At 59.8% G+C, this 14,042-nt stretch carries 9 protein-coding genes; 2 read left to right on the top strand and 7 right to left on the bottom strand.

What is annotated here, in order from left to right; translation table 11 throughout:
• Positions 1-23: 23 nt before the first annotated feature.
• Positions 24-1,244 (bottom strand): arginine deiminase, encoded by a 1,221-nt coding sequence (arcA, locus tag ACB039_RS16365; RefSeq protein WP_042078763.1) that lies wholly within the window; start codon positions 1,242-1,244, stop codon positions 24-26.
• 748 nt (positions 1,245-1,992) lie between these two features.
• Between arcA and ACB039_RS16360 the strand changes: the two genes are divergently transcribed.
• Positions 1,993-2,169: a hypothetical protein gene (locus ACB039_RS16360; protein ID WP_163148392.1), complete on the top strand. Its 177-nt coding sequence runs from the start codon at positions 1,993-1,995 to the stop codon at positions 2,167-2,169.
• 803 nt (positions 2,170-2,972) lie between these two features.
• Here ACB039_RS16360 and ACB039_RS16355 read toward each other — a convergent pair.
• The 6 genes from ACB039_RS16355 to ACB039_RS16330 form a co-directional block, all read right to left on the bottom strand.
• Positions 2,973-4,706, bottom strand: a complete 1,734-nt coding sequence (locus ACB039_RS16355) for a methyl-accepting chemotaxis protein (RefSeq protein WP_371166040.1) — start codon at positions 4,704-4,706, stop codon at positions 2,973-2,975.
• 58 nt (positions 4,707-4,764) lie between these two features.
• Positions 4,765-5,775 (bottom strand): galactose/methyl galactoside ABC transporter permease MglC, encoded by a 1,011-nt coding sequence (gene mglC / locus ACB039_RS16350; RefSeq protein WP_041206572.1) that lies wholly within the window; start codon positions 5,773-5,775, stop codon positions 4,765-4,767.
• Between the two features lie 16 nt (positions 5,776-5,791).
• Positions 5,792-7,312, bottom strand: coding sequence for a galactose/methyl galactoside ABC transporter ATP-binding protein MglA (gene mglA, locus ACB039_RS16345; protein WP_041206573.1), 1,521 nt, complete (start codon positions 7,310-7,312; stop codon positions 5,792-5,794).
• 53 nt (positions 7,313-7,365) lie between these two features.
• On the bottom strand, positions 7,366-8,352 hold the full coding sequence (gene mglB, locus ACB039_RS16340; protein WP_041206574.1) for a galactose/glucose ABC transporter substrate-binding protein MglB: 987 nt from the start codon (positions 8,350-8,352) through the stop codon (positions 7,366-7,368).
• A gap of 221 nt (positions 8,353-8,573) precedes the next feature.
• The gene (locus tag ACB039_RS16335; protein ID WP_371166039.1) at positions 8,574-11,615 is read right to left on the bottom strand and encodes a beta-galactosidase; all 3,042 of its coding nucleotides are present in this window, start codon (positions 11,613-11,615) and stop codon (positions 8,574-8,576) included.
• Between the two features lie 316 nt (positions 11,616-11,931).
• Positions 11,932-12,936, bottom strand: a complete 1,005-nt coding sequence (locus ACB039_RS16330) for a substrate-binding domain-containing protein (protein ID WP_005328123.1) — start codon at positions 12,934-12,936, stop codon at positions 11,932-11,934.
• Between the two features lie 217 nt (positions 12,937-13,153).
• Between ACB039_RS16330 and galE the strand changes: the two genes are divergently transcribed.
• Positions 13,154-14,042 (top strand): UDP-glucose 4-epimerase GalE (gene galE, locus ACB039_RS16325; protein ID WP_371166038.1); only part of this gene is annotated, 889 nt, incomplete at its 3' end.

The following is a 14,042-nucleotide window of genomic DNA, read 5'->3' as shown; positions in this document are numbered from 1 at the left end:
TCTGCCGGCGCCACGCCGTCTTGTCAGATGCCGTCACGTTCCATCGGGCAGCTCATGCAGCGGGCGCCGCCGCGACCACGTCCCAGCTCTTCACCCGGGATGGGCAGCACAGTGATGCCGGCCTTGTCGTACTTCTCGTTGGTGTAGGTGTTGCGCTCGTAACCCACCACCACGCCGGGGCGCACGGTCAGCACGTTGTTGGCGTCGTTCCACTGCTCGCGCTCGGCCTCGAAGCTGTCGCCGCCCGTGGTGATGAGCTTGAGCTGATCCACCCCCAGCGCCTTCTCGATGGCGGTGACGAAGTAACCCTCTTCCTTGATGTTCATGCCGGTGGCACCACCCGGGGTCAGGCTCCAGCAGTTCACGTCCTTGCGGATGACTTCCGGATAGACGGAGAAGGTGTCTATGTCCATGTGGGTCATGACGGTGTCGAGGTGCATGCAGCTGCGGTGTTTCGGCAACTGCATGGCGATGACCTGCTTGGCCTGGCCGTGCTTGAACAGGCCGCGGGCCAGGTGTTCCACCCCTTGCGGCGTGGTGCGCTCGGACATGCCGATGAGCACGGCGCCGCGGCCGATGACCAGGACGTCGCCCCCCTCGATGGTGGAGTTGTCGTAGTCGCGGTCTTCGTCACCGAAGTACTTGATGAAGTCCTGGCCGGCGAACTGCGGGTGCCAGCGGTAGATGGCCTTCACATGGTTGGTCTCGCGGCGACGGGCGGCCTTGGCCATGGGGTTGATGGAGACGCCGCCGTAGACCCAGCAGGAGGTGTCGCGGGTGAAGAGGTGGTTGGGCAGCGGCTCGATGATGAAATCGGTTGGGGCGTGCATGCCGACCACCATGTTGACGCCGCTGTAGGGCATCTCGGAGTAGGTCAGGCCGCCGGAGAGGATGCGGGCCAGCTCGCGGTGCGGCATGTCGGCCAGGAAGCAGCGCACGTCGTTGGCCAGCGCGGTGCCGAGGCGATAGTCGGAGACCTGATGCTGCAGCAGCCAGGTTTTGGCTTCCGGTACATCCAGGGTTTCCGCCAGCAGGTTGGTCAGCAGGAAGACTTCGACATTCTGATCGCGCAGCACCTGAGCGAATTTGTCGTGCTCCTGACCGGCGCGCTCAACGGACAGGACGTCATCGAACAGCAGATCCTGGCAGTTGGAGGGGGTCAGACGCTTCAGACTGAGGTTGGGGCGGTGCAACATGACGCGGCGCAACTGGCCAACTTCAGAACCTACATAAAATTTGCTCATGATTATATTCCGTCTAGCAGTGGTCCCTGCGAGTGATTGAATAGATTCCTTCTATTCTGTCTCGTGGCTAAGGCGGGATATTCTTTATGTAGGGTAATCAGCTTGTGTTCTATCCTGCCCTTGCCTTTCGTGACAGAGGTTAGGACTAGCAATCAACGCAAACTTGGACATTGATCACATTCACTCGATACTGAATAAAATCAGGAGTTAATTTATGATGGAGTTTACATAAATGACATTTACCCATTAATGCCGGCCGCATTATTACGCAATAAAGGCAGCATTTATTTCACCGAGATACCGTTTTCATTCATGAGAGATATCTACAAATGGATATGACACATTAAAAATAATCAATAAAATCAATGCATTAATGGTTTTTTATTTTTCTTTTGAATTTTATACTCTTATCCATGCATTTATCCTCATAAATACTCCCTCCACTGGCCACATAAATAGTCATCTTCATTCCTTCGCCTGAATAATCCATCTCTTATCCCAGATCATGGCATCGGCCCCAACCCGCACGGACAGCCCTCTGTATCAGGGTGCTCATCACATCTCCTTTATATGGATATGCATTCTGATCGCATCCTGACGATGCTTTTCTCACCAGGCCCATTGCATCCAGGTTTTAAAGTTTTTTCATTAGTTGAATTTATTGCGCCACCTTGCGCAGCTCCCCGGTTCGCCTTAACTCAGAAAGTGATCAGGATCACACTGTTTTTCTATCACCAAGGAGATAACCATGAAGATCAAATCGCTGTTTCTGCTGGTCGCCCTGGTTCTGCCCATGGCCCCGACCCTGGTTCAGGCCCAGGGCGCCCCCGCCATGCCGCTGGTGGTGTGCCATATTGACCAGGCTCCCCAGAAGCTGCTCCCCGCCTATCTGTGCCAACAGCATGGCGGCCAGCAGCACCATTGATACTGCCCCAGGGGGAGGATCCCTCCTCCTGGCTTGTCAGCTCCCCACGCCGGTATACCCCTCCCCCGATAGCCAGCTCCTGTTAGCCGCTTCCGGCCAGCAACCCCATGCAACCCTCCGTGCCCCCCCTCAACCCAACCTGGCACAGGTACCCCTGCCCCTGGATGCTGTCGGCCCCGGCTCGCCTATCCGCGATCGACTCTGACCCTGGTGACTTTTCTGAACCTCAGTTAAACGAGCTGTGAGACATTCGCCATAGGTGGCGTAAGTGAAGCGCCTCAAAAATTCTCGCCATAGTCGGAACAGTAGAGCAAAAAAACCGCACTTAAAAATCACAACATAATGATTTTAAAAGAAATATAATCATTATCATTTCTCGAGAAACGAGTTTCGAAAAAACGTTTTTCAGCATGCCGTTGTCGTCCTCCGGGAAATCCTTATAGTTACTCCTGCACGGACGCAATGAAGTCGGTCAGGAAGACTGGCTGCCAGGGTTGGGCAAATTGACTCACCACAGGATGTGGTAAAGGACACCTCCCAGGACGGAGAAAGTGCGACGGGAACGGATGACTCGTCAGGCCATGATGGCTAAAGGACACCCCAAAGGATTGGGAAGGGGAAACCTAAAGGAAGAGGTATAGTCAGGGATTGCAGGGAGCAACTTCGTTCAAGGATATGAACGATAAGACTATCGGGGGCGACGCAAGTCGCCCCCATCTTTTTTTGGGAATTTTTCACGCTTTCCCGGTGAGCTGCCACCCTGACCACGGCGGCCAGGGTGCCCATCACCAGTCCAGCCGACCTTATTCCAGCCGGAAGTGCCCCACTATCTCCCGCAGCCTGTCATAGGTGTGCTGCATGGAGGTCGAGCTCTCCACCGTCCTCTCGCCATTGCCCTTGAGCTGGGTGATCACCTCGGCGATGGCGCTCATGTTGCGGTTGATCTCTTCGGCAACCGCGCTCTGCTGCTCCGCCGCGGTGGCGATGTGGCTGATGAGATCGTTGATTTCCACCACTTCCCCCGCCATCAGATCCAGCGATGCATTCACCTTGCTGGTGTTCTCTGCCGCATCCTGACAGCTCTGCCGGGTGTTCCCCATGGCCGCTACCACGGTCTGGGTCCCCCGCTGCAACCGGGTCAGCATGGTCTGGATCTCGGCGGTGCTCTTCTGGGTACGACCCGCCAGGGATCGCACCTCATCGGCGACCACGGCAAACCCGCGCCCCTGCTCACCGGCCCGGGCGGCCTCGATGGCGGCGTTGAGCGCCAGCAGGTTGGTCTGCTCGGCGATGCCGCCGATGACCCCCAGGATGGAGCCTATCTGCTGCACATCCTGCTGCATGGCGGTGATGGAGTGGGCAGTGGCTTCCACCTCCGTCACCAGCGCGGTGACGCTGGTCATGGCCTGATCCACCACCCTGCGTGATTGGCTCGCCAACTGCTGGCTCTGACCGGTCAGCTGGGCCGTACTGGCGGCGCTCTCCGACACCGAGACGGCGGTGCGGCTCATCTCGTTGATGGCGGTGACGACCTGCTCCGTCTCCCGCACATGCTCGGCCAGCAGCCCCTGGGCCGACCCCGTTTGCCTGGCCAGACCCGAGATCCCCTCATTGAGCTGGCCGCTGGCCTGGCGCACCTCTCCCATCATTTCCTGCAACCGCTCGATGAAGCGGTTTATGCCGGCCGAGATCTGGCCGAGGTCGTCCGTGCTGGTCACCGTCAGACGGCGGGTCAGATCACCGCTGCCCCGGGACAGCTCCTGCACCAGATCGCGCAGGGAGAGGATGGGGCGATAGGCCAGGTTGAGGGCCACCATGGAGATCAGCAGCACCAGGGCAGCCACCCCAAGCAGGGCCAGGGTGATCTTGCCGTTGAGCGCCTGGGTCATGGCCCGGATGTAGTCGAGATCGATATAGCCGGTCAGGGTCCAGCTGCTACCGCGGATATCCAGCTTGTTGGGACGGCTCTCCGTCTCTCCCTGGGGCTTGCTGCTGTAGAGTACCTGGCCCTGACTGTCGCTCAGGGAGAAGTAACGCCCCTCCCCGCTCACCTTCGCCAGCAGCGCCTTGAACTCGCTCATGTCGAGGTAATAGAGATAGGCGGAATCGGCACCACGGGGTACCAGGATGGAGATCACCGGCTTGCCGTCCAGTTGCTCCAGCGGGCTGACGGTGATCTGGTTGTTGGCGGCGGGGATCAGCTTGCGCAGAGCCTCGACCCTGGCCTTGTCGTCGATGACCCCGTTCACGTCGAACGCCATGTCACCGATCAGCTTGACGATGTTGTGAAAACCGGTCTCCTGCAGCGCCTTCTTGACGCTGGTCACCCCGAGGTTGAGATTCGCCGCCAGCAGCACCTTCTGGTTGATGTCACCGGCCAGCTTCTCCTTGACCAGGGTGATCTGCTCGTTGATGTTCTGGGTCGCCTGGGTGCGGATGTAGCCACTGATGAAGTGATTGACGCTGAACCAGGCGGTGCCGATGGTGACCAGGATGGCGAGCAGGAGCAGAACGTTGATTTTGACTTTGAATGGCATGGGGTGGGTCCCTCCAAATAGAAAGGGCCGGAACATGACCGGCCCTCTCTGCCAATGCTTACTTCTTCTTGGCGTACTTCATTGAGTCCAGGGCAACCGCCAGAATGATGATGCCGCCCTTGATGATGAACTGCCAGTAGGGGCTGACCCCGATATAGGTCAAACCATAGTTGATCAGGGTAAAGATGAGTACCCCGGTGATGACACCGGCGACAGTCCCTACACCACCGGCAAAGGAGACACCGCCCACCACGCAGGCCGCGATGGCATCGAGTTCATACATGAAACCGAGGTTGTTGGTGGCGCTGCCGATCCGGCCTGCTTCCAGCATGCCGCCGAAGGCGTAGAAGACACCGGCCAGGGCGTAGATGATCACCAGATTGACCGCCACGTTGACGCCGGAGACCTTGGCAGCTTCCGGGTTGCCGCCGATGGCAAAGATGTTCTTGCCAAAGCGGGTCTTGTTCCACAGCACCCAGACGAAGACGCTGGCGATGGCCGCATAGAAGGTCAGGTACGAAAGCTTGAATCCTCCTATCCGGATAAAGCCCTGCGCGAAGCTGGAGAAGCGAGGGTCGAAGCCAGCCACCGGAGAGGCACCCACCGAATCAAAATAGAGGGAGTTGATGCCGTAGACGATGATCATGGTGCCCAGAGTGGTAATGAAGGGCGTCACGTTCAGGTAGGCCACGATCAGGCCGTTGACCAGACCGATCAGCGCACCCACCGCACAGACCAACAGGATCACCGCCGGAATGGGTACTTCACCCAGACTGGGGAACACCTTGTTGACGTTGGTCAGGGCCTGCAGCATGGTGGCCGCGATCAGCGCCGCCAGACCGACCTGACGACCGGCCGACAGATCCGTCCCCTGGGTGATGATGATCCCCGCCACCCCGAGGGCTATGATGACCCGCACCGAGGACTGAGTCAGGATGTTGCTGAGGTTGGTGAGACTCAGGAAGGAGGGCTCCTGGATCACGATAACCATGAGCAGCACCAGCAGCACCAGGTAGATGGCGTTTTCCTTGAGCGCCTGCATCAGATTGAAATTTTTAGCCGACTCCATAAATGTCTTCCTGTCTCTAGAGGTACAGAGATGCCAGGCGCAGTATCTCGCTCTGGTCAGTTTCTTTGGTATTGACGATCCCGGCGACCCGGCCATTGCTCATCACCATGATGCGGTCGGTGATCCCCAGCAGTTCGGGCATTTCGGACGAGATGATGATGATCCCCTTGTCCTTCTTCGCCAGCTCCAGGATGAGCTGGTAGATTTCGAACTTGGCCCCGACGTCTATGCCCCGGGTCGGTTCATCCAGCATCAGGATCTCCGGCTGGGTCAGCAGCCAGCGGCCTATGATGACCTTCTGCTGATTGCCCCCGGAGAGGGAGCCAATCTGTGTCTGCTGGGTCGGTGTCTTGACCCGCATGGAGTCGATGACCCACTGGGTATCGCTCTTCATCTTGTTGTCGCTGAGCAGCCCCATGGATCCCTTGTAGCTGTCCATGTTGGCGATCAGGGAGTTGAAGGCGATATCGAGACGGGAGTAGATCCCGGTGGAGCGGCGCTCCTCCGTCACCAGGGCGAAGCCGTTCTGGATCGCCTCATGGGCGTTGCGATTGGCGACCTCCTTGCCGTGCAACTTGATGACACCGTCGCTGTGATCGCGGATGCCGAACAGGGTCTCGACGATGTCGGTGCGCTTTGCCCCCACCAGACCGGCGATGCCGAGGATCTCCCCCTTGTGCAGGTTGAAGCTCACGTCCTTGATGGAGGGCTGGTTCTTGGCCGTCAGGTGCTCGACTTCGAGGATCACCTCTTTCGGCTGGTTGGTTTTCTCCGGGAAGCGCTGGGTCAACTCACGACCGACCATCATGCCGATGATCTGATCCATGGTCATGCCCTCGAGCGGCTGGGTCGCCACCCACTGGCCATCCCGCAATATGGTGATCTCGTCACAGAGCTGGAAGATCTCTTCCATCTTGTGGGAGATGTAGACGATGCCGCACCCCTTGTCCTTCAACTTGTTGATGATCTTGAAGAGGTGGTTGACCTCTTTCTCGGTCAGGGAGGAGGTGGGTTCGTCCATGATGACGATCTTGGCGTCATAGGAGAATGCCTTGGCGATCTCGATCATCTGCATCTGGGAGACGGAGAGGGTGCCGACCTTGACCCGGGGGTCTATGTCGATGTCCAGCTCGTCGAAGATGCGCTTGGTGTCGTCATACATCTTGCCGTGGTCGATGAACCAGCCCTTGGTGGGATAGCGACCGAGCCACATGTTGTCCATCACGGTGCGTTGCAATACCAGGTTCAGCTCCTGGTGCACCATGGATACGCCATTTTCCAGCGCCTCTTTGGAAGAGGTGAAGTTGACCTCCTCGCCCTTGAAGAAGATCTTGCCCTGATCCTTCTCGTAGATGCCGAACAGGCACTTGAGCAGCGTGGACTTCCCTGCGCCATTCTCGCCCATCAACGCATGCACAGAATGAGGACGGACCCGTAAATTGACATTATCGAGTGCCTTGACGCCAGGAAAGCTCTTACTGACGTCAATCATCTCCAACAGCCATTCTGATTGTTGCCGTGTTGTCATATCAGCCATCACATCTGGTTGAAAAAAGGGCAAGGGGATCTCCCTTGCCCTAAGGGGAGGAATTACTCGAATTGGGACAGGTTGTCTTTGTCTACGCCCACGTAGGCAACGCGCACGACCTTGTTGTCGATCTTCCAGTTGGTGCCTTCACCGGCCGGCTTGCCTTCAGCCAGATTCTTGGTCAGCTCGAAGGTCGCCTTGGCCTGGTTGGCCGCATCGTTCAGCACTGTACCCGCCATGGCACCGCTCTTGACCATGGCCAGGGCTTCCGGCAGGGCATCGACGCCGAACACCGGAATGGCAGTCTTGCCCTGGGCTTTCAGGGATTCAACAGCACCCATTGCCATGCCGTCGTTGTTGGCGATGACCACTTCGATCTTGTTGGCGTTGGGGCCGGAGATCCAGGCGTCCATCTTGTCTTTCGCCATGGCGGTATCCCACATACCGGTATCCATGTGCAGCTGTTCGGTTTTGACGCCGCCGTCATTCAGGGTCTTGACGACGTAGGTGGTACGGGCTTCCGCATCCGGGTGGCCCGGCTCGCCCTTGAGCAGCACGAACTGGATGACGCCATCCTTGTTCAGATCCCACTCCGGGTGTGCCTTCCAGTGCTTGGCGATCAGCTGGCCCTGGATGATCCCTGACTCCTTGGAGTCGGTACCCACGTAGTAGGCCTTGTCATAGCTGGCCAGATCGGCCGCGCTCGGTTCCTTGTTGTAGAACACCACGGGGATCTCGTCGGCACGGGCTTTCTCGATCACGACAGGGGCCGCAGCCGGGTCAACCAGGTTGATGGCCAGCGCCTTCACGCCCTTGGCCAGCAGCACGTCGATCTGGTCGTTCTGCTTGGACTGGTCATTCTGGGAGTCATTCATCAGCAGCTCCACACCGGGATTGGCTACCGCTTCCTTCTCGATGGCCTTGCGCACTACCGCCATGAAGTTGTCGTCATACTTGTAGACGGTGACACCGATACGGGTATCGGCCTGGGCTTGTGCTCCCGCCATCAGTCCCATCAGCAAGGTGGCAACTGTCGTGAGTTTTTTCATTGTTATGCTCCGATCTCTAATATCTGTTTTTGTAGGGAATGCTGTACACCGTTTGAACTGGCGCCAGCCTAATGTAATCAGTTTGTTGTGTGACGGTCTGTGATCATGGCAACAAAATGAAAACGTTTACACTCTGTTACATAGAAGCAATATTGTTAAAAATTAAATAGTTATGTAAGTTAAGGCCTCCTTCGAAGCCTCACCATCCAAGACTAGTCCATCTAGCGAAAAATGCAGTTCCAGCTGTAACTTCCAGGCAACAACCAGAATTCAGGCCGCACGCTCTGGCTCCAGGAGTCATCACCCCCTACACCCATGTGGAAACCATCCAGACAGAGGTGCACTCCCCCCTGGGCCACCAGATCGGTCTGATGACGGGCCTGGGCAAGCTGTTGCTGGCTGTAGTGGCTGACGCTGAAGTGGAACTTGCCCTCGATGCTCACCTCTGCGAGCCGTAGCTGACGGGTATCGCAACGCAATCCGTTGTCGGTCGGGAACACATAGGGGGTGTGCAGGGCCGCAATCGGCAGCTGCCAGCGATGGAGGTCGGCGGCAAGCAGCCTGTCCGGGTAGTTCTCGTGGGGACCGCGCCCCAGCCAGCTCACTTCGTCGACCTCGCCGGCCAGCCAGAGCCTGGCGCCGATGCGGGGCAGCGACGGCATGTCGGCGGCGATCTCCACCTCGATGTGCAGCGCCATGACGCCATCGGCATCAAAGCTATGGTGCCAGCGGGTCAGTATCTTCAGCTCGTCGGCCACGAAGTAGCCATGAAGCACCGTGATGAGACCCTGAGCCGGGCTCGCCTCCAGGCCGAGGCAGCGGTGCTGCAGATCATTGAGCCCGGCCTCCTGCCAGCGGGCAATCCAGGCATTGGGATCCGCGTGATCCGCCTCGCTGGTGCCGATGTCGTTGTCAAGCGGCGCCCGGCAGAAGTGATCGGCGATGGCGTCACGCAGCTGTTCACGGCCCTGCTTCTGCCAACTGCTGATACGGCCGCTGGCCTTGTCCAGCCGCCACTCGCTGCCCGCAGCACGCACCAGCCAGTGGTCCGGCTGCTCGCTCAATGAGGCGGGCGCCCGGGTAACAGGCATGGCCAGAGGGGTCGGCAGCATGCATTGCTGGCGCGCCACCTCGTGATCCGCCCCGGCCCATGCCGTGGCGGTGGGCTGCACTATGGCCAGATCCAGCCAGGCCAGGGTGCCTGCGGCAAATCCCGGCAGCCGCTCCAGCAGGGTCAGCGTCACGCTGCCCTGGGGCGCCAGCGCGAGCGGGCACTCGCCCTGGCTCAGCACCACTCCGTCCTCCCGCAGCTGCCAGCGCAGCACTTCGTTGTCCGTTGGGCGGAACAGGTATTCGCTATGGACCTCCACCGTCAGCGGCTTCTGGCCTACCAAGGACAGCACGAAGGGTTGCTGGGCCCGCTTCGCCTCGAACAAGGCGGGATGCGGCGTGCGATCGGGGAACAGCAGGCCGTTGCAGCAGAACTGGCGATCGTTGGGAAGATCGCCGAAATCACCACCATAGGCCCAGAAATGGCGGCCATCATCGGTCTGCTGGTCTAGCCCCTGATCCACCCAATCCCACACGAAACCGCCTTGCAGACGGGGATGATCGCGAAACGCCTGCCAGTAGTGGGCGTAACCCCCCAGGCTGTTGCCCATGGCGTGGGCATATTCGCAGAGGATCAGCGGTCGGGTCTCTTCCGGCAGACCTATCCACTTGGCCAGCGCCCACTTGGGCACAGCCGGGAAAGGCTGATCCTGATGGGTGCGGGCATACATGGGGCAGATGATGTCGGTGGCCGGGGTATCGGCTCCACCCCCTTCGTACTGGACCGCGCGGCTCGGATCGGCCCGTTTGACCCACTGGTACATGGCGTCATGGGCCGGACCATAGCCGGATTCGTTGCCCAGCGACCAGATGATGATGCTGGGGTGATTGAAGTCACGCGCCACCATGCGGGTGACCCGCTCGAGGAAGGCGTTGCTCCAGGCGGGATCCTGTGCCAGCCGCCCCATGGGGGTCATGCCGTGAGTCTCCAGGTTCGCCTCGTCCACCACATAGAGGCCGAGCCGGTCACACAGTCGGTAGAACTCGGGATGATTGGGGTAGTGGGAGCAGCGCACCGCGTTGAAGTTGTGCTGCTTCATCAACCGCAGATCCTGCTCCATGGCGGCCGGGGTCACCACATGGCCCAAGGCGGGATCGTGTTCGTGGCGATTGGCGCCGCGAATGAGCAGCGGTTGGCCGTTGACCCTCAGCAAGCCGCCCTTGATCTCCACCGCCCGAAAACCCACGTCATGGGCCTCGCTCTCGATGGGCTCGTCCTGCTCGTCCAGCAGGGTCAGGGTCAGTCGATACAGATGCGGCGTCTCGGCGCTCCACTTGTGGGGAGCCGCAACCTCCAGCCACAGCTCGGCTCTGTCTGTGTAGGCGCCCTTCTCGTCGATGTGGCCGGTACCGAGGGGCTGACGCAGGCGGGCAACCGGCTGCTCACCGAAATAGAGGTTCGCCTCCACCGCCAGCCCGGCGCCTTCATTGACCTGCAGCGCCACCTTGAGACGGGCATCCCGGTAGCAGGCGTCCAGCACCGGGGTCAGCCGCACGTCCAGCAGCCGGCGCTCGGGTTTGTGCAACAGGCTGACGGAGCGGAAGATGCCGCTCATGCGCCACATGTCCTGATCCTCCAGATAGGAGCCATCGGACCAGCGCAGCACCAGCACGGCCAGCCGGTTGGTGCCTGCCTGCAGGAAGTCGCCGAGATCGAATTCGGCGGGCAGTCTGCTGTCCTGGGAGTAACCGACCCAGCGGCCGTTGCAGAACAGATGGAAGGCGCTGTCCACCCCGTCGAAGATGATGCGGGTCTGACCGCTGGCCAGCCAGTCGGCGGACAGTTCAAACTCGCGGGAATAACAGCCGGTGGGATTCTCTGCCGGCACCCGGGGCGGATCGCAGGGGAAGGGGTACTTGATGTTGGTATAGATGGGGCGATCAAACCCCTGCAGTTGCCAGTTGCCAGGTACCCTGATGAGGGTCGAGTCGGGCAGATCCTCGTTCAGCCACTTCTCGGGCACCAGCTCGGGGGCCCCGAAGAAGGAGAAACGCCAGTCGCCGTCGAGCAGCATGCGGGACGGCGAAGGGAGCCCGGCACGGGCATCGGCCTCGCTGCGCCAGCTGAACAAGGGGGTATGGGCAGGCAGACGATTCACCGAGGTAATCGCCTGGGTCTGCCAGTCCTGACGGGCCACTATCTCCCTGAGCATTCTTCTCTCTCCCTGCATGAACGCCGATAACGCATGCAGTGTAGGGGAGTTTTGCCCGATGATCGGCGATCCCGCTCACACAGATGTAAACGATTACACCTGTTTTGTTAAGTAAAACAGAGTAAAAATTAGCTAAATGAGGGTAAAAGAACGCTCCGTAGGATAGTCAGGCTGAAACAGGATGATCCGGACGGGGGAACCGTGGAAAAAGAGAGATATATTGAGTTTCGAATGGAAACTTTTAGGACGAGTCATCAGAGGCTGCCACTCAACTGCCCCCAATCCACCGTCAGAAGGCGGCAAGGAGACGCAACGATCAGAGCCTGACGGGCGCCACCGAGTGGCGGTTGATAAGGGTCGGGGTGTAGATCCGGCTCTGCACCGTCTCGCTCTCTCCTGCGGCGAGTTGCAACGCCAGCTTGGCGGCCTGGGCGGCCATCAGTTCGATGGGATAACGCATGGTGGAGAGCTTGGGCCTCAGGTATCTGGCATAGATGATGTCATCGAAGCCCACCACCGAGACCTCTTCAGGCACCTTGAGACCATTGTCTGCCAGTACCGAGATGGCGCCTGCCGCCATGGCATCGTTGTAGGCCACCACCGCCGTGATGGGCAACCCCTTGGCCAGCAGGTTGAGCATGGCGCGCTCACCGCCCTCTTCATTGGGCATGCCGCTCTCCACCAGCTCGGGATCGGCGCTCAGGCCCGCCTCGGCCAGGGCATCCTGATAACCCTGATGGCGCAGCATGGCATCCTCGATGGCATGATCCGAACTGAGGAAGGCGATGTGGCGATGCCCCAGTTCCAGCAGATGGCGGGTCGCGGTGGCGGCCCCCTGCCGGTTGTTGAGGGCGATGCAGCGACCCCTCAGACCCGGAATGTCGCGGTTGATCAGCACCATGCCAGGGGCCCGCAGGGCATAGTCGATGAGCTCCTCGTCGCTGAGCGCCTTGCTGTGCACCACCAGCGCCTCGCAGCGCTTGCCGATCAGCAGATCGATGGCTTCCCGCTCCTGCTGGGCGCGGTGAAAACCATTTCCCATCAGCAGGTGCAGCCCCTGTTCCACCGCCACCCCGGCGACCCCCTTGACCAGAGCCCCGAAGAAGGGATCTGCCACGTCACCGACCACCACGCCCATGGTGTCGCAGGTCTGGCTGACCAGGGCCCGGGCGTTGGCGTTGGGGGTGTAGCCCAGTTCGGCCATGGCCTTCTGCACCACCTCGCGGGAGGCGGCACTGGCCTTGGGTGAGTTGTTCATCACCCGTGAAACCGTTGCCACCGATACGTTGGCCAAACGGGCGACATCCTTGATGGTGCTCATGCTGTTTTCACTTATTTCACGGTTCGATATGGCGCCATTATACCGAGCAATGTCACTGATAACAGGGGGGAAAGCCATGTCGATGCATTTATCGCCATACAAGGATATGTAAACGTTTCCATCTATTTGTTAACCGGTTCACAGTTTACCCGCCAGCCCCTCGGCTAGACTCCTGCTCAGGCTTTCCTTGCGTGAGGCGCAAACGGTGGAGAAGAGGATGAGAGTACTGGTGACCGGCGGTTGCGGCTATATCGGCAGCCACACTTGTCTGGCCTTGCAGGCGGCAGGCATGGAACCCGTGGTGGTGGACAACCTCTGCAACAGCAAGGCCGCCGTGCTGACACGGGTTGCCGCCATCAGCGGGCAGCGGCCCCGCTTCTATCAGGGGGACATCCGTGACCCGGCACTGCTGGACAGCATCTTCGCCGAGCAGCAGATCGACGCAGTGATCCACTTCGCCGCCCTGAAAGCGGTCGGCGAATCGACCCGGATCCCCCTCGCATATTATGAGAACAACCTGAGCGGCACCCTGGTGCTGCTGCAGGCGATGAAGCGGGCCGGGGTTCACAACCTGGTGTTCAGCTCCTCGGCCACCGTCTACGGCGACCCGGCCAGCACCCCCATCCGGGAAGATTTCCCGCGCAGCGCCACCAATCCCTACGGCCGCTCCAAGCTGATCATCGAGGAGATCCTCGAGGATCTGCAGGCCGCCGAGCCCCACTGGAGCATGACCCTGCTGCGCTACTTCAACCCGGTCGGCGCCCACGAATCCGGCACCCTGGGGGAAGATCCCCAGGGTATTCCCAACAATCTGATGCCCTATATCACCCAGGTAGCCATTGGCCGTCGCGACTGCCTCTCGGTCTTTGGAAACGATTACAACACTCCGGACGGCACCGGGGTACGCGACTACATCCATGTGATGGATCTCGCCGAGGGGCACGTCAAGGCGCTGCACCACTGTGCGGGGCGAGGCGGCGTCCACCCTTACAACTTGGGCACGGGCCAGGGCCAGAGCGTGCTGCAGATGGTGGCGGCGTTCTCAGCCGCCTGCGGCAAGCCACTGCCTTATCGCATCGAGCCCAGGCGCCCGGGCGACATCGCCG

Source organism: Aeromonas sp. S2(2024) (genome assembly GCF_041402505.1).
Taxonomy (GTDB): domain Bacteria; phylum Pseudomonadota; class Gammaproteobacteria; order Enterobacterales; family Aeromonadaceae; genus Aeromonas; species Aeromonas media.
This window is presented reverse-complemented; position numbering and strand designations above follow the sequence as displayed.

Coding starts and splice junctions, on each gene's coding strand:
- ACB039_RS16355 (WP_371166040.1), bottom strand. CDS start 4,706: ATGCCATTCAAAGTCAAAATCAACGTTCTGCTCCTGCTCGCCATCCTG.
- mglB (WP_041206574.1), bottom strand. CDS start 8,352: ATGAAAAAACTCACGACAGTTGCCACCTTGCTGATGGGACTGATGGCG.
- mglC (WP_041206572.1), bottom strand. CDS start 5,775: ATGGAGTCGGCTAAAAATTTCAATCTGATGCAGGCGCTCAAGGAAAAC.
- arcA (WP_042078763.1), bottom strand. CDS start 1,244: ATGAGCAAATTTTATGTAGGTTCTGAAGTTGGCCAGTTGCGCCGCGTC.
- ACB039_RS16335 (WP_371166039.1), bottom strand. CDS start 11,615: ATGCTCAGGGAGATAGTGGCCCGTCAGGACTGGCAGACCCAGGCGATT.
- ACB039_RS16330 (WP_005328123.1), bottom strand. CDS start 12,936: ATGAGCACCATCAAGGATGTCGCCCGTTTGGCCAACGTATCGGTGGCA.
- ACB039_RS16360 (WP_163148392.1), top strand. CDS start 1,993: ATGAAGATCAAATCGCTGTTTCTGCTGGTCGCCCTGGTTCTGCCCATG.
- mglA (WP_041206573.1), bottom strand. CDS start 7,312: ATGGCTGATATGACAACACGGCAACAATCAGAATGGCTGTTGGAGATG.